Source organism: Sporosarcina sp. FSL K6-2383, assembly GCF_038618305.1.
In the GTDB taxonomy this organism is placed as follows: domain Bacteria; phylum Bacillota; class Bacilli; order Bacillales_A; family Planococcaceae; genus Sporosarcina.
Map to the genome: position 1 here is coordinate 2,767,622 of NZ_CP152017.1, position 21,415 is coordinate 2,789,036.

General features: G+C 40.5%; 21 protein-coding genes and 1 other annotated feature. Of the genes, 7 read left to right on the forward strand and 14 right to left on the reverse strand.

The genetic code is table 11. From position 1 onward, the window contains the following. Nucleotides 1-41: 41 nt before the first annotated feature. Both MKZ10_RS13630 and MKZ10_RS13635 read right to left on the reverse strand, forming a co-directional pair. Nucleotides 42-764 (reverse strand): SDR family NAD(P)-dependent oxidoreductase, encoded by a 723-nt coding sequence (locus MKZ10_RS13630; RefSeq protein ID WP_342505487.1) that lies wholly within the window; start codon nt 762-764, stop codon nt 42-44. A gap of 155 nt (nt 765-919) precedes the next feature. Beyond that, a complete protein-coding gene (locus MKZ10_RS13635; RefSeq protein WP_342505488.1) occupies nt 920-1,504 on the reverse strand; it encodes a 3D domain-containing protein in 585 nt (194 codons plus the stop codon). Between the two features lie 125 nt (nt 1,505-1,629). Here MKZ10_RS13635 and MKZ10_RS13640 point away from each other — a divergent pair, with 125 nt between their 5' ends. From MKZ10_RS13640 to MKZ10_RS13650, 3 genes are all read left to right on the forward strand, one after another. Beyond that, on the forward strand, nt 1,630-2,145 hold the full coding sequence (locus MKZ10_RS13640; protein WP_342505489.1) for a GNAT family N-acetyltransferase: 516 nt from the start codon (nt 1,630-1,632) through the stop codon (nt 2,143-2,145). A gap of 27 nt (nt 2,146-2,172) precedes the next feature. Continuing rightward, complete coding sequence (locus tag MKZ10_RS13645; protein ID WP_342505490.1) at nt 2,173-2,757, forward strand: VanZ family protein; 585 nt, start codon at nt 2,173-2,175, stop codon at nt 2,755-2,757. 80 nt (nt 2,758-2,837) lie between these two features. Next, on the forward strand, nt 2,838-3,494 hold the full coding sequence (locus MKZ10_RS13650) for a GntR family transcriptional regulator (protein ID WP_342505491.1): 657 nt from the start codon (nt 2,838-2,840) through the stop codon (nt 3,492-3,494). A gap of 47 nt (nt 3,495-3,541) precedes the next feature. Here the strand turns inward: MKZ10_RS13650 and brnQ are convergent, their stop codons facing one another. The 8 genes from brnQ to MKZ10_RS13690 form a co-directional block, all read right to left on the reverse strand. After that, nucleotides 3,542-4,900, reverse strand: coding sequence for a branched-chain amino acid transport system II carrier protein (gene brnQ / locus MKZ10_RS13655; protein WP_342505492.1), 1,359 nt, complete (start codon nt 4,898-4,900; stop codon nt 3,542-3,544). 382 nt (nt 4,901-5,282) lie between these two features. Then, a complete protein-coding gene (locus MKZ10_RS13660; protein WP_342505493.1) occupies nt 5,283-8,372 on the reverse strand; it encodes an SMC family ATPase in 3,090 nt (1,029 codons plus the stop codon). Further along, entirely contained in the window at nt 8,369-9,526 is a 1,158-nt protein-coding gene (locus tag MKZ10_RS13665; RefSeq protein WP_342505494.1) for an exonuclease SbcCD subunit D, read from the reverse strand. The genes MKZ10_RS13660 and MKZ10_RS13665 overlap by 4 nt, the downstream gene beginning before the upstream one ends. 165 nt (nt 9,527-9,691) lie before the next feature. Then, entirely contained in the window at nt 9,692-10,624 is a 933-nt protein-coding gene (locus MKZ10_RS13670) for a metal ABC transporter substrate-binding protein (protein WP_342505495.1), read from the reverse strand. Nucleotides 10,625-10,641: 17 nt separating this feature from the next. Beyond that, nucleotides 10,642-11,499 (reverse strand): metal ABC transporter permease, encoded by an 858-nt coding sequence (locus tag MKZ10_RS13675; RefSeq protein WP_342510208.1) that lies wholly within the window; start codon nt 11,497-11,499, stop codon nt 10,642-10,644. Beyond that, nucleotides 11,499-12,242 (reverse strand): metal ABC transporter ATP-binding protein, encoded by a 744-nt coding sequence (locus MKZ10_RS13680; RefSeq protein WP_342505496.1) that lies wholly within the window; start codon nt 12,240-12,242, stop codon nt 11,499-11,501. Before MKZ10_RS13680 ends, MKZ10_RS13675 begins: the two co-directional genes overlap by 1 nt. Nucleotides 12,243-12,923: 681 nt before the next feature. Continuing rightward, a complete protein-coding gene (locus tag MKZ10_RS13685) occupies nt 12,924-14,186 on the reverse strand; it encodes a hypothetical protein (protein ID WP_342505497.1) in 1,263 nt (420 codons plus the stop codon). Nucleotides 14,187-14,261: 75 nt separating this feature from the next. Further along, nucleotides 14,262-14,636, reverse strand: coding sequence for a nucleotide excision repair endonuclease (locus MKZ10_RS13690; protein ID WP_342505498.1), 375 nt, complete (start codon nt 14,634-14,636; stop codon nt 14,262-14,264). Nucleotides 14,637-14,848: 212 nt separating this feature from the next. After that, nucleotides 14,849-15,126 (forward strand) — a binding site (T-box leader). Between the two features lie 76 nt (nt 15,127-15,202). Here MKZ10_RS13690 and MKZ10_RS13695 point away from each other — a divergent pair. Beyond that, on the forward strand, nt 15,203-16,063 hold the full coding sequence (locus MKZ10_RS13695; protein WP_342505499.1) for an S-adenosyl-l-methionine hydroxide adenosyltransferase family protein: 861 nt from the start codon (nt 15,203-15,205) through the stop codon (nt 16,061-16,063). 108 nt (nt 16,064-16,171) lie between these two features. Here the strand turns inward: MKZ10_RS13695 and MKZ10_RS13700 are convergent, their stop codons facing one another. Then, a complete protein-coding gene (locus tag MKZ10_RS13700; RefSeq protein ID WP_342505500.1) occupies nt 16,172-16,606 on the reverse strand; it encodes a YkvA family protein in 435 nt (144 codons plus the stop codon). Between the two features lie 149 nt (nt 16,607-16,755). Here MKZ10_RS13700 and MKZ10_RS13705 point away from each other — a divergent pair, with 149 nt between their 5' ends. Continuing rightward, the gene (locus MKZ10_RS13705) at nt 16,756-17,370 is read left to right on the forward strand and encodes a DUF3298 domain-containing protein (protein ID WP_342505501.1); all 615 of its coding nucleotides are present in this window, start codon (nt 16,756-16,758) and stop codon (nt 17,368-17,370) included. A gap of 46 nt (nt 17,371-17,416) precedes the next feature. Here MKZ10_RS13705 and MKZ10_RS13710 read toward each other — a convergent pair whose 3' ends face one another. Beyond that, nucleotides 17,417-17,971 carry a hypothetical protein gene (locus MKZ10_RS13710; RefSeq protein ID WP_342505502.1) on the reverse strand — a complete coding sequence of 185 codons (555 nt, stop codon included), beginning with the start codon at nt 17,969-17,971 and terminating at the stop codon, nt 17,417-17,419. A 70-nt stretch (nt 17,972-18,041) separates the two neighbouring features. Further along, a complete protein-coding gene (locus MKZ10_RS13715) occupies nt 18,042-18,761 on the reverse strand; it encodes an NAD-dependent deacylase (RefSeq protein ID WP_342505503.1) in 720 nt (239 codons plus the stop codon). 267 nt (nt 18,762-19,028) lie between these two features. Between MKZ10_RS13715 and MKZ10_RS13720 the strand changes: the two genes are divergently transcribed. Then, nucleotides 19,029-19,739: a metallophosphoesterase family protein gene (locus MKZ10_RS13720; RefSeq protein WP_342505504.1), complete on the forward strand. Its 711-nt coding sequence runs from the start codon at nt 19,029-19,031 to the stop codon at nt 19,737-19,739. 25 nt (nt 19,740-19,764) lie between these two features. Continuing rightward, complete coding sequence (locus tag MKZ10_RS13725; RefSeq protein ID WP_342505505.1) at nt 19,765-20,190, forward strand: dual specificity protein phosphatase family protein; 426 nt, start codon at nt 19,765-19,767, stop codon at nt 20,188-20,190. A gap of 42 nt (nt 20,191-20,232) precedes the next feature. Here MKZ10_RS13725 and MKZ10_RS13730 read toward each other — a convergent pair whose 3' ends face one another. Continuing rightward, the gene (locus MKZ10_RS13730) at nt 20,233-21,414 is read right to left on the reverse strand and encodes an MFS transporter (protein ID WP_342505506.1); all 1,182 of its coding nucleotides are present in this window, start codon (nt 21,412-21,414) and stop codon (nt 20,233-20,235) included. Nucleotide 21,415 lies beyond the last annotated feature (1 nt).

Here is a 21,415-nt window from a genome sequence, read left to right on the forward strand (position 1 = left end):
AAAAAGGTTGTCACGATTTATCAGTGACAACCTTTTTTCATTCAAAAATTTCGAATATCTGCAATCGGACCAACCACTTGAAAATCTTCATTTTCCATAAAGGAAATCAATTTCTCAGCCGTTTGCTCCGCACTACTTAACAGCCCTTGCTCTTTATAATCAATAAACTGCTCAAGTAAGGGAAATGCCTCTTTCTGACTCGCACGAATTGTTTCCTGCATCCCTGTATCGATGATGCCCGGTGCAATCGAGACAATCCTAACAGGATACTCTACATTTTCCTGTTCAAGCGCAACGACTCTTGAAAAATGATCGAGCCCCGCTTTCGTTGTGCAGTAAGTCCCCCAGCCCTCATACGCATTACGACCTGCTCCAGATGATATGTTGACGATTCGCTTAGGACCTGTAAAATCATTTAGCTTTGCAATAAAAGCATTCGATAAAATCATCGGCGCAGTCAAATTGACAGCCATTGCTGTTATCATTTCGTCAGCACTCACAGACCCTATCAATCCAATTGGATCAACCATACCAGCATTATTAACAAGTGTAAAACTAGTCGCCATCTCACGATTTTCGTCAATTAATGTATCTATCAACTCCACTAGACCTGCTGTTTGTGCCAGATCAGTAGCAATAAAACCCTCTACGTCCGCGGGCACCGTTCTTGCAATCCCTATTACCTTATTCCCTTTCGATCGAAGCTGTATTGAAAGTTCAAATCCAATCCCTTTCGAAGCACCTGTGACAATAAAAAAATCCATTTATCTCTCCCCTTCCACGAGCTTATTTGATTGGTTACTGATACGATTCACTTCCTTCAGTGTACCACTCCAAAAACGGGAATTAAATTAGATAAGCACTCACGGCTTACATTAAAAAAACCAACCTCCCCGAAGGGAAGTTGGTATTGGTTCATTTATTCTAATACTTTAATTTTAACAGATTTACGGCCCCATTTATAAGCTTCAGCTTTGGTCGGGAAAAAGACATCAATCTTATTCCCTTTGATGGAACCTCCCGTATCTCCAGCGACGGCATAGCCATAACCTTCTACATAAACCTTTGTCCCAAGTTTAATAATGTTTGGATCGACAGCAATCACTTTCATATCAGGATTGCTTTTGAGATTAATACCTGTTGCAGTGAGACCCGAGCAGCCATTGCAATTTGCTGTAAATGCACTAGCCGACACTGTGAATTCTTTAACCACTTTGTCTGTAGTAGAACGTGACGGTGTCTTTGCCACTGCTTTCGATGTAGTTGCCTGTTTTGCCGTATTCCCTTTAGAAACAACAGCTAGCTTCTGGTTCGGATGAATGGTAGTTGACTTCAAGTTGTTCCATGCTTTTAAATTAGTTATGGATATATGATGCTTCTTTGCAATTCCGAATAACGTATCCCCACTCTTCACTGTATAAGTTGAAGGTGCTGCCCAGCTTTCATTCGCCCCGCTGACCAATAATGCAATCGTAATAATGAGTGTTCCAAGAATTTTTCTCAAGTACTCTACTCCCTGCTTTTTAGTCTATACTTATCTTAGCAGGCTTATATTACAACAATATTACAATCTTCCACCTTTCCCGTTACAAAAATGGTCGAAATATTACATGAGGGGAATGTACCAGTATGACAAACATTTCTATTCGCAGGGCATACAAAATTGATGCAAAGGACCTATCAGACGTACTTACAAAGAGCCAATGGTTTACATATAAGAAACTATACAGTGAGGATTATATTCAAAGGCTTATTGAACAATATTACAATGTGCAACGTATTGAGCAGGAAATCGTCTTCATTAGCGAGGAGTGGCACGGTTACTTTATTGCAGAAATGAACGGCAGAATTGTTGGAGCCATTGGGGGTGGGATGAACGATGAAACAGCAGGCGAAGTGTATGTACTCTATTTAGATCCTACACTACTGGGTCAAGGTATTGGTACGCGACTGCTTGACTTCTTTACGAAAATCCAAAAGCACACGTACGGCGCTACAGAACAATGGGTGTCTGTTGCCAAAGGGAATCATTACGGCATTCCTTTTTACGAGTCAAAAGGGTTTATCTTCCATCATGAAGAATTGGCATACGATACAATCGAAGAAGACCAAGATATTTCTTTGAAATATCGACGTGGAATTTAAGGTATCTAGCCTAGAAAGGAGAGTATCATGGCTGCAATCATTGGCTATATTAGTGAAATGATTCCATATATGATTATTGTTTTACCTGTCATTCTTATCTTTCGCTTCCTATATAATAGGCTTCGTGGATTCGGCAAGCCTCGCCTGCCCCGTGAAATCGGGGTTGTCGGCTTTCTGTTATTTATGACTGCATTATTTTCACAAACGATACTCACATTTTTATATACGGGTCCGGCTGTTACTCGTACATTTGCGAATATCAATCTTATCCCTTTCAGAGTTTTTCAAGATAATTATTATGCGATAACAGAATTAAATTATTGGCAGCCCTTTATCATTAACTTTTTAGGTAATATCTGCATCTTTATCCCGATTGGTTTTATGATTCCATTATTATGGAAAAGGTTCAATCGATTTTGGAAGGTTGCCCTTGCCGGGCTTGGCATCTCCTTGTTTATTGAAACAATGCAATTGACACAAGCAAGAAGCACAGATATCGATGATTTGTGGCTAAATACATTAGGTAGTATGATTGGTTATGGGATTTACTCGCTTATAAGAAGACTTTACCCACAATTCGTTGGCAGGTTAACAAAAATCAAACCTTTTTAAGCGATATATTGCATATATCAATATCATTCACTTTACTGTATACTAATTACATAATTACTTATACAGGATGGTGATTCACAATGCCGATACCTACAGATCATGCAAAACCGATTCGTATTACTGCGAAGGAAAATGCATTCAACCAGCTCCAACAATGGATTATTGACGGTACGCTACGAGCTGGCGAAAAACTTAATGATACGGAACTTGCCGAAGCACTAGGTGTAAGCAGGACGCCAATCCGCGAATCTTTGCAGTTGCTTGAAGTACAAGGCTTCGTAAAAATGTTCCCTGGGAAAGCTACACAAGTAACCGAAGTGGATAGGAATTCGATTACAGAACTCCTCCCACCACTGGCTGCATTACAAGCATTGTCTGCCGAACTTGCAATCCCACACCTTACTGATGATGCTATTGCACTTCTTGAAAGTACAAATGAAGATTTCGCGAAAGCTGTGTATACAAAGGATTACTTTTCCGCCTTGAAAATCGATGAAAAGTTTCATCAAATTGTTGTTGATATTGCAGATAATTCCTATATTCTATCAATGGTAGCTTCCCTTCAGGCACATGTTAGGCGATTATTTTTCCACAACTCGATTGTCTTAACGGAACAATCGATTGAAGAACATCATAAAATTATCCAATTACTGAAAGAACGCGATGCCCTAACGGTTTCCTCAACGATGCGTGATAATTGGCTACGAGCGATTGATGAATTTCATTCACTACCTTAAACTAAAGAGTAAAAGCCGGCTTCTCTTCATGAGGAACCGGCTTTTTATTATACATCTACAGTTGATGTTCTGAACACAAAACGAGCGAGTACACCGGTGATGACCATGACCACTAGTACCGGCAACAGCCATCCTAGTCCTTCATCATAGAACGGCAATATACGTTCATAAAATGAAACAATCGGGGACAACCAACCGAAATAATCAATTTCGAGTGATTTACAAAGCGTTTTCAGTCCATCAATGATACTGATCAAGAATGCAACAGCTGTCGCCGCTACATAGACAATGCGAGAATGATTAAACAGCGGTGATGTAAACGTTAGAAGCATTAGTACCACTGCCAGTGGATAAAGGAACATCAATACTGGAATTGAATACGTAATGATGTTCGCCAATCCGAAATTCGCAATAACGAAACAAAATGTCGTAAAAATCACAACGAATAGTTTGTAGCTAATTTTAGGCATAAGCATATGGAAGTATTCTCCACAAGCTGTCATTAAACCAATGGCTGTTGTCAAACAGGCAAGAATAATGACAACTGCCAATAAAACAAGCCCGAATGAACCAAAGTAATGTGAGGATGCCTCGCTTAAAACAGGACCTCCCGTTTCAAACAGGCCTAATTTTTCCGTACTCGTAGCCCCTAGATAAGCAATCCCAACATAAATGATTGCAAGGAATGCAGTTGCAACAGCACCCGTTTTGGCTGTAGCCGTCAATATTCCACGCTTAGATGTCACACCCATCGAATGAAGAACATTAATGACGATAATCCCAAAAACGAGTGATGCAAGAGCGTCCATCGTGTTATATCCCTCTGTAAATCCTTTCATAAATGCTCCACTTGCGTAAGCTTCCTGCGGTGCTTCAATAGCTCCCATCGGCTTCAAAACAACCATCGTAAGCAGTGCAAGAAGAAGGATTATAATACCTGGCGATAATATTTTACCGACTCGATCGACAATTTTCGCTGGATTCAGAGATAACCATAATGTCAGTCCAAAGAACAATAATGTGAAAATAATGGATGCAATCTGCATATTTTCTTCACTGATAAAAGGAGAAATCCCAATATTAAATGCAACCGCACCCGTACGAGGAGCTGCGAAAAATGGCCCGATTGTTAAATAAAGGAGTGACGTAAAAACCACTGCATATGCAGGATGAATTCTACTTGCCAAGTCCTGTAAATTACGACTCCCTGAGAAGCCCATAGCCAAAATACCGAGGAACGGCAATCCAACTCCCGTAATTAAAAATCCGATGATAGCCGGCCAAAGATTTGTCCCAGCATACTGTCCAAGCTGTGCAGGGAAAATTAGATTTCCTGCTCCAAAAAACAATGCAAATAACATAACACCAATAACCAAATATGATGAAAATGCTAATTTCTTCTGCATACTTTCAGTTCCCCCTTCGATGTCAAATCCGATTACGTTTATGCAATATATTGCCGAGAATAATGATACTATTTTTTTCTGAAAAAAGCAATATATTTCTGATAACTTTATTTTTTCCCACAACAAAGAATATCCTCATTTACCTCATTGAATACGCCGTTTATTCTGATTATTATCTATTTACACATTATTAAATAACTAATAAAACGTTTGTAATTTATGAATCTTCCAAAATCTGAATAGTTTTCTAAATCTAGTTGTTTACTCCGCAATATTCAGTGCATATAAGCACAATCAAACACTATGTGAACGCGGATTGCTGGGCCGTTCATAAAAAAAGTCCGTCTGCATCGTACAATGTGCAGACGGACTTACTTGCTATTCACTTGAGGGTAAACTTCGTTTGACTATGACCTTCCCTCGACTTTTTCACTTCTAGAATAGCTGGGAATGCCGCTTTCAATTCTTCTACGTGTGAGATAACGCCAATCATTCTACCCGACTTCTGTAGATCAATCAGTATATCAATCGCTTTGTTCAGAGATTCCTCATCGAGCGAACCAAAGCCTTCATCAATAAACATTGTATCAATCGATACGGAACCTTGGAAGCTTTGAATAACATCTGCCATACCAAGTGCTAGACAAAGGGACGCATTGAATTTTTCACCGCCTGACAGTGTTTTCACATCGCGCATTTGTCCCGTATAGGCATCGTAGACATCAAGCCCTAACCCACTCTGCCTACCCCGAACTTCCTGGCGATCACTGCGTATCAATTCGAACTGACCACTCGACATCTCTTTTAGTCGTAAATTTGCGGATTGAATAATTCGCTCCAAATATTCAATTTGAATAAACCGTTCAAACGAGAGGCGTAATCCATTATGCCCTCTGACTACATCATATAAATCAGTCACTTTGCCATATTCTTTTTCGAGCGTCGCAACGATTGTCATGGACTCTCCGATTTTCACTTGTAATTGTGCGGCCTGCTTAGCAAATTCCATCGAGCTATTATATGCCGTCAAAGCCGCTTCATAGGTAGCTTTCAATTCGACTAACGCAAGATCAACTCCACTTATATCAATCTTTTCTTTCCCTTCTAGCAGAGACGCAAGCTCTTTCACAGACTCACGAACAGCATAAAACTGTTGTTTAAAGTTCTCAATGTCAGCCTTTAATTTCATACGTGAAGCTTCGTCCATTTTCGATTCGTGGTAAGCTTGCTCCGTTGGAAACTCAGATTTTTGTAAAGCCTCTACAAATCGTTGCTGTGCAGTCTGCTGTTTCCCCTCTGTCTCCACAAGCGCCTGTTTCACATGAATTTCAGCTGATTTACTAGTTGTTAGACGCTCTCTACCTTCTTCACGACGTTTTTGAATCGTCTCCCACGCCGTATCTAACGCTCTTTTTTGTTGGCTGAATGTGGAAATACGTTGTTCTAACACATTCAGCTCTCGAATGTCTTCTGGTATAGCATTCACTATTTGTTCAAAAAGGGCTTGCTCTTTTTCATAAGATGCCTGACAGTCAAATGCAGCGCGTTCAATGACTGCCTTATTTTGTGCCAATTCTTCGACCGCTTTGCTCTGCTGCGTTAGCTTGTCCTTCAATTGAACTAGCTCTTGTCTCATCGCACGAAGTGCAGTCACTTCTTGTTCCAACTGCTTTTTCATTGCATGTAATTTACTACTTTCCGCTTCTACATGTTCAGCATCAACATCAATTTTGACAAGCTCAGTCTTTTTCACCGTTACTTGTTTAAATGAACTGTCATAATTCGCTACCGCTGTCCGGTAATGGCTCTCGATACGTGCAAGCTCAGCATTTGCCTTTTCAAGCTCCTCCTTCGTAACCTCGACTTCACCACGATGCGCTTTCTGTGGATGGTCACTACTCCCGCACACAGGACAAGCTTCTCCATCATGAAGTGTCGCTGCTAATGCGGTCGCTTCGTTCATGAGCCAATCTTGTGCTAACGTTTCATAGTCTTTTTTAATTTCTGCATACAGGATTTCCTGCTTATTTCGCTCATTATCAAATGTTGTCAGCTGTGTTGCCAGCGCCATAAATTCATCAACTAGTCGGCATTTTTCAGTCGTAACCGTCAGTAGTTCAACTCGATCATCCAATACAGTTAGCTTCTTTTCTAATTGCTCTATTTGATTTTTATAGACATCCACTTTGTCTATTTCAAGGGCTGACTTTTCAGTTGTCGCTTGTAACGTTACTTGACGCATCTCCCATTCTTTTTTCAATGTAGCAAGTATCTCTTTTTTAGAAGCCAACATCGCAACCTGCGGCAATGCGTCCTGTAAACGAATCAAACCCTCCGCCAGCTTTTCACGCTCTGGCTTCTTTTTTTCTTCCATTGTATAATGGGCTTCTATTTCTTCTATTTCTTTTGCCACCTGTTGCACCGTGCGAATTGCTTGATTAAGGTGCTCCGTTTTAGCCCCTACTTCTTTCTTCAACTCCGTAAACTGCATTTCTAATTGTTCAATCGCCACTGCTCGTTCCGCATCCCCAAGTCGCTTCGCTTCTTTTTCTAAAAACGGAACCTGACTCGACAACTCGGCATATACTGTTTTTCTTTGTACCAACTCATCAAATCGCTCATTTAATCCTTTGGCTGCATGGTATTTTTCGAGCATCCGAGCATGTTGTTCGACCGCTTGTTCATAATGCTGTTTATCTGTCGTTATTTTTTCATTATAAAATAACTGCTCCGTCTCCAATGCACTCATCACTTGATGATCATTAACGCTAGCATTAGCCAATACATTAAAAATAGCTGAATCACGCTGTGGCAATAGCGATGGTATCTGCTTCATAAGCCCATCCTTTTGTTGCCTTTCACTCATCAATGCAGCTTGTGCCTCGTCTTTCTTACTTTTCAACTTATCGACAATTTCACGATACGGCTCTGTTCTAAAAATCTTGCGCATAATCGTTTCTTTATTTTCTGTATCCGAGGTTAAAAATTTGCGAAACTCTCCTTGTGGCAGCATGACAATTTGGCTAAATTGGGCCTGCGTAAAACCAATGAGCTCTTCAGCCTTCTTATCGATTTCAGAGACAATTTGACGATCGACAATCGGTATTTCACCGTCAACTGTCACTTCATAAAACTCATAACGAGCGGCAGTTTTTGTTTTATTCCCTTGCTTGATATAGGGGATTTGACGCAATATGCGATACGTTCGGCTCTGAATGGCAAACAATAGTTCAACCGTTGTTGGCACCGCATCGTCCGCAAAGTCACTACGCATCGCTCCGCTATCCGTCCGGTCTTCGCCACTCGCTTGTCCATACAATGCAAAGCAAATCCCATCAAAAATGGTCGTTTTCCCAGCACCCGTTGCACCCGAAATGACGAATAAGCGGTTATCCTCCAACTCTCTAAAGTCTACAATTTCTGTTCCTTTATACGGTCCAAATGCCGTCATCTTCAATGTAATAGGCCTCATCGCTCAAGCCCCTCCTTGTGCATAACCTCATGAAGTACTTGTGCAAACAGCTCTTCCGTTTCCCCATCCGCCGCTTCGCCCTTCATTTCCTCATAAAATGCTTTAAACAGGGCTACATCATCCTGTTTCCCCTGTTCAATCCGTTGCTCGATTTCTGTGTTCCTGGACGGCATGAACATTTTCCGTTCCACATGCATCGCGTTCGGATAGACAGACCGAATTTTTTCCATTGGGAATAAAACCGGTGCGTCATCTAGCAATTTAACGAAGACATAATCTTCACTAACTGGATGCACTAAAATGTCCTCCATCATGCCCTCGACTGTTCGCATATCATGCTGGGGAATCAATTCCCGTTTTTCAACGGTTGCTTGACCTTCAGCATCCAATTCGACTATGAAAAAACCTTTATTGTGATGTTGCTCTGAAATTGAATATTTCATCGGTGAACCGGCGTAGCGAATGGTTTCATTCAGCACAAAATGCGCCTGATGCAAGTGACCTAACGCTGTATAATGAAACGGCTCGAATAACTGGGCTGACACATATTCTGCACCACCAATGGCTAGCGGACGTTCTGAATCACTCGTGTTTGCTTCACTTTCTCCGTGTGAAGTGACAAATGCATGTCCCACAAAAACATGACGAGCATCTTTATGTAAGTTTCCTTGAATTCCTTCAATTACTTTTTTCATCGCATCGTTATGATTTGAAATCTCATCATCACCGTGAAGGTGTTTGACAACGGAGGGGTCTGCAAACGGAACTAGATGAAAGTGGACTTCACCGTGTTCATCCGATAAAACGACTGGCTCAATGTCCTTCATCATTTGACCGGCAATATGGTAACCGTTAGCCCGCATTAAGCCACTACCAAAGTTAAGACGTCCAGGGCTATCATGGTTTCCACCAATCGCAAGAACAGGTATCTTCAGTTCCATAATGATTTTTCCGAGTACTTCGTCCAATAATGCAACCGCTTCGGTTGGGGGTACCGCCCTGTCATACAAATCACCCGCAATCACAACTGCATCCGGTTGTTCTTCCTTTATTGCCTCTATAAATTGATCAAGTACATAGCATTGCCCTGCCGTCATATAAACACCTTGTACAAGCTTACCTAAATGCCAGTCTGCTGTATGAAAAAATTTCAACTTCCATTTCCCCTTTCACCGCTCTTTTCTATTATCTACTACTTTACAGGACTGTGAAGAAAAAATGAATTTGTTCCCCCTCCCTTTCTATTTCCCAACTTATGGTCGGTCTAAAAACGAGTGATGTATCATCTATTGAAAGATGACGCATCACTCGTTCATTTTTTATTTTCCTAATCCTTCAGCAATCATATCAGCATTCCATTTGATCATTTTGATATAGGTATCGCCATCACTACCAGCTTCCCCCAATGAATCCGTAAATATTTTCCCATGGATCGGTACGCCTGTTTCCCGCGAGACCATCTCCATACTTCGGGGGTCCACGCTAGATTCCAAGAACAGTGCAGGTACACCATCATCTTTAATGATACGAATGATACTCTTCAACTGCTCTGGGGTCCCTTCACTATGTGAATTGATTTCCCAAATGTAAGCAGCTTGGAAGTCGTAAGCAGCTGAGAAATATTTAAATGCCCCTTCGCTCGTGACAAGGATACGTTTTTCTTCTGGAATCGCTTGCGTCATGTCAAGGATTTCTTCATGAAGCTCCAGTAGCTTCGCGATATATCGTTCAGTGTTTTTATCATAGTCATCCGCATGGGTTGGATCATTTTTCTTCAATGCCTCACGAATATTTTCAACATATTGGATACCATTTCGCACATCGAGCCACGCATGTGGATCCTCTTCATTCTTATGTTCATCAGAACTAAGATACATAGGTTCAACACCTTCACTGACCCGAACAACATTGTCGTCTGAAACTGATTTACCAGCCGTTTCAATCATTTCATTAAACCAAGCATTGCCTTCCTCCAAGTTCAAACCATTATAAAATATAATATCTGCATCAGTTGTCAATACAAGATCTGCAGGAAGTGGGTCATAATTATGTGGATCTGATCCAATTGGCGCTAAACTATGCACCTCTACATGATCTCCTCCTACATTTTTCACCATATCATAGATAATTGAATAAGTCGTGACAATTTCCAGCTTTCCACCTTGCTCTTTTGGTGAAGCTTCCCCCTGGCTACATGCAGCTACGAGTACTACAATCGCCATTGTCATGAATAGCGCTATCCATTTCTTCATTTAAAATCTCCTCTCAATCATACCGTCATTGTTATTTTCCGTTTCGTTCGAATACTTCGCACTAAAATTCCTTGTTTTGGTGAAAACAATAAGGAAAAAATAAATAATCCTGTCGCCATAAGAACAATCGTTGCACCGGATGCAAGATTATAAGTAAAGCTCAAATACAATCCACCTATCGCAGAAACTGCACCGAAAAGTGCTGACAAACCAATCATCACTGATAAGCGATCTGTCAATAAGTATGCTGTCGAAGCCGGCGTAATAAGCATCGCAACAACGAGGATAATACCGACTGTTTGTAACGATGCAACTGTTACAAGTGTCAACAACGTCATCAAGAAATAGTGAATCCACTTTGTCGGTAAACCGTAAGCTTCCGCCATAATGGGGTCGAAAGAGCTGACCAGCAATTCTTTATAGAAAAGATAAACACTACCTAAGACGATCACTCCAATAATAAGCGTAATCCACATATCTGAAGGTCTTACTGCTAATACATTACCAAATAAAATATGATATAAATCTGAGCTACTCTTGAGGGCCGTAATTAGTAAAATTCCCAAAGCGAACGCTGCCGTGAAAACAATTCCAATAGAGGAATCATTTTTCACCCGACTATTTTGACTGATGAAACCAATCCCTACAGCTGTTAGGATACCTGTCGCTACTGCTCCGATGAAGAAATTGATGCCCAATATATATGAGATGGCGACGCCAGGCAAAACGGCATGCGAAATCGCATCTCCCATCAGTGCCATCCCACGTAATATGATAAAACACCCAATAACTCCACAAATCACACCGACCATTACAGATGTCAGTAAAGCCTTTTGTAAAAATCCATACTCCATTACAGAGTTCAAAAAATTCATCATGTTGTCATCACCATTTCTTCCAAAAAGGATAACTGCCCGCCATAAGCTTTGGCAATATTACGTGGCGTAAACACTTCCTTCACATCTCCACTTGATATCAGCACCTTATTCAACAATAAAAGCTCATCAAAATATTTTTCTGCTTTACTTAAATCATGGTGAACAACAATAATTGTTTTCCCTTCATCCCTTAACTCCTTTAAAATCCTGACAATCACTTCTTCACTTACCACATCAATCCCTACAAACGGTTCATCAAGCAGAAATAGATCCGCCTGCTGAGCGAGCGCACGTGCCAAGAAAACTCTTTGTTGCTGCCCCCCAGATAATTCACCAATTTGTCTTTCCTGGAATGCTAACATATCTACCTTTTCCAGACATTTCAGTGCCAATTCCTTTTCTTTCCTACCCGGTCTCTTCAGTAAACTAACAGAAGGATACGTACCAATCAGAACGGTTTCTTTCACCCGTATCGGAAAATCCCAGTCAATCGCACTTCGTTGCGGAACGTAAGCAATCCGTTTACGCACTTCTTTCAATGAGGAACCAAGGATGTTGATTTCACCCGAATCTTTTGGAATCAAGTTCAGAATGGCTTTCAACAAAGTAGACTTACCCGCTCCATTCGGGCCGATAATCCCAATTGATTTCCCTGTCGGTATGGTAAACCCAATATCATGCAGCACTTCTTTTTCGTAATACGACGCATGTAAGTTCGATACAGTCATTGCGTTTTTCATTTCACGGCACCTCCATATAGCTATTGATATGCAATAAGTTTCCTTAAGGCAACTTGTAATGTAAATTTTTTTGCCCTCAGGAAACTTTATAGGCAAAAAAAATGAAGTCAATTATTCTTTCCCGCAGGAAACTTTCTGTCTTTATAGTAAAAGATTCATGATGAAATGTAAAGCAAAAGTTTTTTATGGCTAGAAGTGAAGTGATGGACGAGGAACTCAGCTACCTATTTCGAAAACTGAGCTACCTTTTTACTGAACTGGACTACCTATTCTAGAAACTCGACTACCGCTTGGAAACTCGGCTACCCATTTCGCGAACTGAGCTACCTTTTTACCGAACTCGACTACCTATTCTAGAAACTCGACTACCGCTCGGAAACTCAGCTACCTATTTCGAGAACTCAGCTACCTTTTTACCGAACTGGACTACCTATTCTAGAAACTCGACTACCGCTTGGAAACTCGGCTACCCATTTCGCGAACTGAGCTACCTTTTTACCGAACTCGACTACCTATTCTAGAAACTGGACTACCACTCGGAAACTCAGCTACCTATTTCGAGAACTCAGCTACCTTTTTACCGAACTGGACTACCTATTCTAGAAACTCGACTACCGCAAAGTAATAAAAAAAATGAGGACACCATTGTCTTGGCATCCTCATTTCCCACTACGATTCATTTCATAAATCACTCAACGAAATAACTTCTCCCGTCACTCCATCCACCGCTTCTGCCGCATCCAGCAGTCCACACAAAATATATTTCCCTGTCAATTCATCATAAACGTAAGTTGGATCTAGTGAAATATAAGAAATCATTTTCTCAAATGCTTCGTCATGTGTAACAACGGCCTGTTCCGCTGGGGCAAAGGTGTCGAATATCTCCATCATCGCTCCGTTATCTACAAAATTTAAGACAGACATATTGTCCGGTTGGATGAATACAACCACTTTACGATTAAACACCGTCGAGTTCTCCGTCATAAACCTGCAATGAGCCTCGATAAAATGCTCTTGTCGTCGAAGTTCTGCAAGCTGCCATTTTCCCGATTCTTGTGGGTATTCTGATCGTAAGACATCACGTACGACCTCTTTACTGCGCTCGATTTGCTCGTCAGTCAACAGCAGTTTATCACCAACACCGACATGACCAAATGCTTCTTCGGCAGTTGATTCAGAAACAAGGATTAGTTCTTCACGTTTGAATGTTTGTTTAAGCGGATGATCCCATTCCAATACTTCGTTCACTTTAATAATTGTCCGTTCATGTTCAAAAAACGGAATGACTCGTTGACCAACCACTGTCACAAATATTTCTTCCATCGCATAGGCCGAAACGAATCGATTTTCTAGTTCAGATGGAAAGTTCACGAGTTGCAACTGCTTTTTTACAAGCTGTTCGATTTCTTCCAGCGTTAGCGTGAATGCAGATTTCTCGATATCCTCCTTACGTGGAACAGTGCCATATCTTGAATAGGAAGTAAGTTTACCCATTTCATCGAATTTCACATTCATCAAAAAACCTGGCGACATTCTAACGCCTTCTATATCCATTTCAAAGTGAAATTCATCATCACTCGCTTGCGTGAGTTTAAAATCAACCCCAAACTTCAGCCCCGTTTGCTTTTCAAGCCAAACCGCTACTTCTCCTGGTGTTTTCTCTACAAATGGCGCTATCGTTGAAAATGATTGCCTCTGGGTAAAAATAACACTATCAAAGCGCTGCTCTTGAATATTATATTCAATACATGCAGTACCTTCTGGATTCATATCTTCTTCTACGGGCTCGTTCAATTCTTTCGGAAACCACTCCATATTGAAAACATAATATGCTTCACCTTTTGTATTCCTAAGTTTAGAAATCGAATGCCTCTCCAACTTATATGCATCCAATCCAAACTTCACATGCGCGTCATCAGCAATCCGTTGTAATCTCTCGTCCATGCTTCCACCCTTTTCTTATGTATATAGTCAAAAAGAAAAAGCCGATTGCACAAGGCAGTCAGCTCAGATTCAAGTTCAGTCAAAAAATACTTTATCGACGTTATATTTCGCACGTTGCGTATTCACAATATACGTTTCGTAAATTTCCCGTTCCATCGGATCTTCAACGATGATAACAGAAATCTGCTTAACCTCATCACGATGATTTTTAATCGGTGACACAGTGTCTTCAAAATGCTTCTTGACACGCTGACGAAGTTTACGTGCTTTCCCCGCAAACAGCAATTCATCTTTATTATTATAAAATAAAATGATGCCGCCTTTATCACGTGGAATTTCATGTAAATCAATAAAGCCATAAATCGGTTTAATCGGCGCAACACCTGGAGCCATTTCTTGTTTACGTTGCACAATTGTTATATCTGCATTTGGCACTGTAATTGTAATCAATTCAACTTCACGTCCTCTTCTAATCTGAACTTAAATGGTATCATAAAACCGTTTAAAAAGCGAAGGATGATGTAAAATTAGCTTGACCCATGAAAATAAAATACCTTCCACTTTTAAAAAATGTATTCTACTCTTCTAAATACATTATTAAAGAAAATTATCTAAAAACATTGACCTTTCTTTCATCTTCATGTAAAGTACACTCTAATAACTAATAAGCGTTGAAGAGAAAAGTAAAGTACATGGGATTTCTTACAGAAAGCTTCGGTAGCTGAAAAGAAGCAGAAAGACCCTACTTGAACAATGGCCTCTGAGCTCTGCGTTGAACATGCAAGTTGATTGCATTAGTAGATCCGCAGCGGGAATTGGTACCCGTTATCCATATCACAGTATAAAATCCATCATGATAGGATTTTGTACTTGCCGAGGTTGTCTATGTGAATAGGCAACGAAAAAAGGTGGTCACACGAGTATGCATCTCGTCCTTTTCAATCATTGAATGATTGAAAAGGACGAGATTTTTTGTTTTTTAATTTCATATAATAAAAATACGAGGAGTGTTTACTATGACGACAGGTTTATTAGTTTTTCAGTCAGATTTTGGTAAAAGTGATGGGGCTGTTAGTGCGATGCATGGTGTGGCAAACTCCGTTCAACGTGGGATTCCTATTTATGAAATTACACATCAGATTCCTCAATATAATATTTGGGAAGCTTCTTATCGTTTATTGCAAGCAATTAGCTATTGGCCCGACAATACCATTTTTGTATCAATCGTCGACCCAGGCGTAGGTTCAGAACGACGTGGGATTGTCGCCAAAACTGTCAACAACCACTATATCGTGACACCAGACAATGGCACATTAACACATGTTGCACAATTCATCGGCATTAGCGAAGTGAGAGAAATTGACGAAACGGTCAATCGCCTTCCAAACTCTGGTGAATCCCATACATTCCACGGACGTGATATTTTCGCCTATACAGGTGCACGACTTGCTACGGATGTTATCCAATTTGAAGATGTCGGACCAATTCTCGACACAAAAAAGATAATTGCTTTGCCTTTGAAAACATCTAAAATTATTGATGAAATCATCACAGGAAATGTTGACATTATCGATAGACCTTTTGGTAACCTGTGGACCAATATTAGCCGAGCCCAATTCAAAGAAATTGCCAAGCAGCATGGCGACTCATTTGAAGTGGCAATTACGACAGATGGCCGTACCATTTACAACAACATCATGACATTTGGACGATCCTTTGCAGATTTACACATTGGTGAACCACTCGTCTATGTCAATTCGCTTGACAATATTGGAATCGCCATCAACCAAGGTTCATTTGCAGATGCCTACCGTATTGGAACGGGAACTAATTGGCAAGTTACCATTCGCAAAGCACCGCGGATTTTTTATGAATGACCCCTGGGATTCAAATGAATGTTAAAAGGTGAGCATTTGCTTTTATCATCAAACACTCACCTTTTTTATAATAATGGGACGAATATAAAAGTAATTAGCTAATCGGCCTCACCCTAGCAACTGCTTATCAATATTTTCATAATCCCCATTCCCGCCAAAAATTTTAACCAATTGCTGCTTTGCATTATCTTTCACATCATCATCAATATGCTGAATGATTTTCATAACAGCCGCAGCAATCACACTGGCATCATCCACAAGACCTACCACAGGGATGAAATCAGGGATGAGATCGACTGGGAAAATCAGATAACTGAGTGCACCTACGACGATCATTTTTGATGATTTAGGTACCGATGGACTTTTCGCTGTGTAAAATAACAGCAAACTGTAATAGATAGTCTGCTTTCCAGCCTGTTTACCGTAGTTCTTAACCTTGTCCCAAAACTTTTTATCTGAATAATGGTTGTCAGTTGTTGCCATTTGTGATTCTGGATCAAAGTTCTTCATTTTCTCTTCATGCTTCTGCTGTTTATCTAACATAATATAACCTCCCGGATAAGCACTTAGTACATTAATTCTACATGGAACCTACCATAAAGTCATTTGTTAGCTCAGTGCTAATCCTCTTCTTTTTTCGTTCCCTCCTTCATACGATGAACTATTCTAATGAAAAGAGAGGACATCTATTTATGGAACTTCCTGTTTCAATTGTTACAAAGAAATTGCCTCACCCAACAACAAAAGTAACTGTCTATTACCCTGTTGTTGTCCATTTACCGAATACCCATGTACAAAGTAAAATCAATCATGCCATCGTAACAACTTTAAACAATATACTTATCGAACAAAGTTACTATAAACCCGAACTCGTGGAATTATTGGCCTATTTCGAACTGAAAACCAACCAACGTGGCCTGCTCAGCTTAAATCTCATCGTCTATTCATTTACAGGCGGTGCACATGGTACAACTATTATTAAATCACTGACGTTTGATACAAAAACAGGAAAACAATACGAGTTAAAAGAGTTATTCAAACCTGGTAGTGATTACGTAAAACAGTTATCGGATATTATTAGACAACGCATCAAGGATTGGAATATAGAATTGTTGGATCCGCCATTTAAAGAAATTCGCAGTGACCAAGACTTCTATATCGCAGATACGACACTCGTCATCTACTTTCAGCAATACGAAATCACAGCGGGCGTCTGGGGATTCCCGTATTTCCCAATACCGATTTTGGACCTTGCAGATATTATCCAACCAGATGGACCACTTGATCGAATGATGGCCTTCACATGATAAAAGCCTGTTGCTAAACATCAGCAACAGGCTCTTTCTTACAATTTTACTTTCTATACCTTTTCCAACCAAAAATTAGTAGTAATCCAACGATAAATACGACTCCACCAATAATTAGGTAAGTTGTTTTCCCACTATCGATAGGATTCTCGTCATCCGTCGGAATTTGCCCCTGACCAAAAGCTGCTAAATCCTCAGCGGCATCTCCAAGTGCTTTTGTTGGACTGCAAATGGTAGTAGACAATGATCGCTTCTCATACATATCAGAGACACTGGCATACACCAAATATTCTTGCCCTACAACAAATGCTACGCCACAATCTCCACCGCCACTCCCTGTCATAATCGCTACTTCTGCCTTATTAATCCCTTTCCATGTTTCCTTCACAGTAAAAAGAACTGTTTTACCATAGCCACCTAACAAGCCGCTGTTTTCTTTTATGCTGTTCACTTTGCCACTGAAGACGCCTTGAGCATTTGAAATTCCTTCCTCGGGGGATGGCATCATCGCGCAAGAGCAAGCTACTGTAGGCATAGGTTTTAGCATTAACACAAGAAGAATGACTAAACAGAGCGGCAGCACAAATCGTTTTTGTCTCACGACAATGCACCTCTTCCTTCTATTTTTCTATTAGTCCGTTTTACGCGTAACTAAGTTACACCATTCCAAACTATTTTGAAGTAAGTTGATGATTTAATTCCGCTAGCACCTCACCAATTTTTTGATTATGGATAACTAGATCTGCATAATGGTCAAATGATGTTGGCTCTAAATTAACAATCACCAATTTCGCCCCCTGTTCTTTTGCCAGAAGCGGAAACTGATTCGCTGGCGTTACAGTAAGTGATGACCCAAGCACAATAAATAAATCTGCTCGTTCACTCGCATCAATTGCTTTCATGAATATATCCTCCTGCAATCCTTCTCCAAATAACACTACGGATGGTCGCAACTTTCCTCCACATGCACAATAGAAGGTTTCCGATTCATACATTTCGTTACCATATACTTGCCCGCACGACTGACAATGGACTTCTTGCAATGTCCCATGCAGTTCCATAACATTGTCAGATCCAGCGACTGAATGAAAGCCATCGACGTTTTGTGTAATAATCCCCTGAATTATGCCTTCTCTTTCCCACTTAGCCAAAATGTCATGACCTTTATGTGGACTGCAATCTTTCACGCCTACCACCCGTTTACGATAAAACTCGAAAAATAGTTCCACATTTCGATTGAGAGCATCCGTACTTGCGACTGCCGTTGGATCCTCCTGTTCCCAAAGCCCACTTTTGGTAGAGCGAAAATCAGGTAGTCCACTTTCCGTCGACATCCCCGCACCTGTATAAACAACGATATACTTTGATTTTTTAATCAAGTTTAGCAGCATTTTAATTACCTCCTTCACTTCATTCAATTACTATGCTTCATTATTGACTAGTCAATTCATAGTGAAAAGATGTTACACTAAATATTACCCGGGAAATAAGTAGTCTACACCATAAATCAAAGACCTTCATATTTATCCATTAAATATTTATCATTTTAATTCAACGAGAAGCACAAATACTCCAATATTCTTTATAATCCATTTACATCACTCTACCATTCATGTAGCCTAAAATCATACAAAATACTGTTGAAGGAATGAAGATAGATGAAGCGAACATTTGTAATAAGTGATATCCATGGTGAATTAGAGCTATTTGAACAGCTCTTATCTAACATGCAGTACAATCCACTTCATGATCAACTTATTTTGCTAGGGGATTATGTAGACCGAGGTCCCGATTCAAGAAAAGTACTCGATAAGGTCATCAAACTAAAAGCCCAAGGGGCGCTTGTACTAAAAGGTAATCATGAAGACATGATGATCAAAGCACTAACGATGGATGATGAACGTGCTTGGAAGCATTGGACCTATCGCAACGGGGGTAGCAACACCTTACAAAGCTATGGTTTCAGCAAGAGCGAGTTTATAGTTCCTGAAAACGGGGAGTTCGTCAAGCCTGTGCTCAGCTCTGAAAAACTAGCTGGACATCTTGAATTCATTCAAAGTTTAGACCCTATTATCGAGTGCGATGACTATATTTTTGTCCACGCTGGCGTCCATCCAACTACACCAATTAGTGAAACAGATCCCTATATCCTAATGTGGATTCGCGAGGAGTTCTATACTAGCTACAAAGGAGACAAGACCGTTATTTTTGGACATACCCCAACAACCATCTTACATAATGATAAAAACGATCATTCGATTTACTTTGGAGAAAATCATATTATTGGGATTGATGGTGCAGCGGTTTATGGTGGGCAATTAAATTGTCTTGAGTTACCTACTAAAGCCATGCACTATGTGAAAAAATGATATACTACATATGAGGTGATAATCTATGACAAATAAAAACTATGAAGAACTAGTTGCCAATCGCATTTTCATTGGCGGAGTCGATGCAATTGACGATCTTCTTACTAATGAAAAAATCGATGTCATTTATGACTTACGCGCAGAAGTAAAAGGTCCCCTGTCAAGTGAAATCAGCATCCATCAGCCTATCGTTGATGATGCCGAACACCAAGATCAATCAATACAAGCAGCCGTTTCAGAAGTCGTTACTGCCTATAAAGCCGGCAAAAATGTCTACTTCCATTGTAATACCGGACGTGGACGAGCTGGAACTGTCGCAACAGCCGCACTTTTGGAATTAGGCCTTGCGAATTCCGTAGATGAAGCAGAACAACAAGCAACAGCAATACGCCCAACAATCAATGTAAAACCACAATTCAAAGAAGCCCTAAAACGACTATACGAAAACTAAAAAAAATGCCAGTCTCCGTAACGTAAAGGTGACTGGCATTTTTCAGCTATTTAGGACAGCTTCCTTCCCTTTCTGTTTCCGTTTGATTAGCAAATAGACAAGGAATACGAGGAAGACGAGTATAGCTGCAGCTAAATAGACATTCTGATAGCCATAATGGATTGCAATTAGACCCAGTACATACGAACCAAGCGCCAGTCCCGAATCAAAAAATGTGAAAAATGTAGCCGTTGCATAACCGCTTCTTTCATGTTTTGTCGACTGCACCGCAAGTGTTTGGAAACTCGGCACAAGCGCCCCATATCCAAATCCCACAAATCCTCCCGCGATTAGAAATGAAACTGCGGAATCCATGTTTGCCAACAGGACAAGCCCAATGGCAAAACTTATAAACCCAGGTATGATCACGTATTGAGGTCCTTTTTCGTCAAAAAGCCTTCCTGTAAAGGGACGTGTCACTAGCATGACTGCAGCGAACACAAGAAAGAAAGTACTCGCTAATGCCAAGAGTCCTTTTTCCTGTGCATAAATGGACAGATACGATAAAACACTCGCATAAGACAACCCAATCATACTACCAAAGAGCGCCACCGGCATTGCACCTTTTTCAAAAAGATCGCCAATTGACATTCTTTTTTTCCCAACAGTCTTTTCTGGTAACGCACCCACCGGCGCCAAAGCGGAGGTCAAGACGCCAATCACCATTAATATGCTCATCACGATAAACAATACATCAAAAGAAAACGTTTGAATGATGGATAGTGCGATGAGCGGCCCGAGTACAACAGCTAAATTTGTCGACATTGTAAAATAACCAAGTCCCGCTCCCCTTCGCGCAACCGGCACGATATCCGCAGCAAGTGAGACAGCTGCTGTCGTAATAATACTGAACCAGATTCCTTGCGCAAAACGTAAGACTAACAGTGCCCCAAATGGCTGTATAAAATAATAGAGGATTGTACAAAGTAAATAGAGTATGAGGCTGATCCAAAGCATTTTACGCTTTCCTGTCACATCCAGTATTTTACCTGTAAAAGGTCTGACAACGATGGCCGACAGTAAAAAGATCGTCATCAATAAACCCGCTTCTTGATCCGTCCGCCCCAACACACCTATGGCATAAAGCGGTAATGCGGAAACTAAACCATAAAACACGATGAAAACGGCTATATTTGTAACAAACAAACTGATGAATGGTTTTGTCCAAATCGGTTCCTTATTCATT

Bases quoted from the DNA above. Each gene is read 5' to 3' on its own strand.
- MKZ10_RS13640 (WP_342505489.1), top strand. From the start codon at position 1,630: ATGACAAACATTTCTATTCGCAGGGCATACAAAATTGATGCAAAGGAC.
- MKZ10_RS13705 (WP_342505501.1), top strand. From the start codon at position 16,756: ATGGAACTTCCTGTTTCAATTGTTACAAAGAAATTGCCTCACCCAACA.
- MKZ10_RS13675 (WP_342510208.1), bottom strand. From the start codon at position 11,499: ATGAATTTTTTGAACTCTGTAATGGAGTATGGATTTTTACAAAAGGCT.
- MKZ10_RS13730 (WP_342505506.1), bottom strand. From the start codon at position 21,414: ATGAATAAGGAACCGATTTGGACAAAACCATTCATCAGTTTGTTTGTT.
- MKZ10_RS13685 (WP_342505497.1), bottom strand. From the start codon at position 14,186: ATGGACGAGAGATTACAACGGATTGCTGATGACGCGCATGTGAAGTTT.
- MKZ10_RS13715 (WP_342505503.1), bottom strand. From the start codon at position 18,761: ATGCTGCTAAACTTGATTAAAAAATCAAAGTATATCGTTGTTTATACA.
- brnQ (WP_342505492.1), bottom strand. From the start codon at position 4,900: ATGCAGAAGAAATTAGCATTTTCATCATATTTGGTTATTGGTGTTATG.
- MKZ10_RS13720 (WP_342505504.1), top strand. From the start codon at position 19,029: ATGAAGCGAACATTTGTAATAAGTGATATCCATGGTGAATTAGAGCTA.
- MKZ10_RS13700 (WP_342505500.1), bottom strand. From the start codon at position 16,606: ATGTTAGATAAACAGCAGAAGCATGAAGAGAAAATGAAGAACTTTGAT.
- MKZ10_RS13680 (WP_342505496.1), bottom strand. From the start codon at position 12,242: ATGAAAAACGCAATGACTGTATCGAACTTACATGCGTCGTATTACGAA.
- MKZ10_RS13660 (WP_342505493.1), bottom strand. From the start codon at position 8,372: ATGAGGCCTATTACATTGAAGATGACGGCATTTGGACCGTATAAAGGA.
- MKZ10_RS13645 (WP_342505490.1), top strand. From the start codon at position 2,173: ATGGCTGCAATCATTGGCTATATTAGTGAAATGATTCCATATATGATT.
- MKZ10_RS13695 (WP_342505499.1), top strand. From the start codon at position 15,203: ATGACGACAGGTTTATTAGTTTTTCAGTCAGATTTTGGTAAAAGTGAT.
- MKZ10_RS13670 (WP_342505495.1), bottom strand. From the start codon at position 10,624: ATGAAGAAATGGATAGCGCTATTCATGACAATGGCGATTGTAGTACTC.
- MKZ10_RS13630 (WP_342505487.1), bottom strand. From the start codon at position 764: ATGGATTTTTTTATTGTCACAGGTGCTTCGAAAGGGATTGGATTTGAA.
- MKZ10_RS13650 (WP_342505491.1), top strand. From the start codon at position 2,838: ATGCCGATACCTACAGATCATGCAAAACCGATTCGTATTACTGCGAAG.
- MKZ10_RS13725 (WP_342505505.1), top strand. From the start codon at position 19,765: ATGACAAATAAAAACTATGAAGAACTAGTTGCCAATCGCATTTTCATT.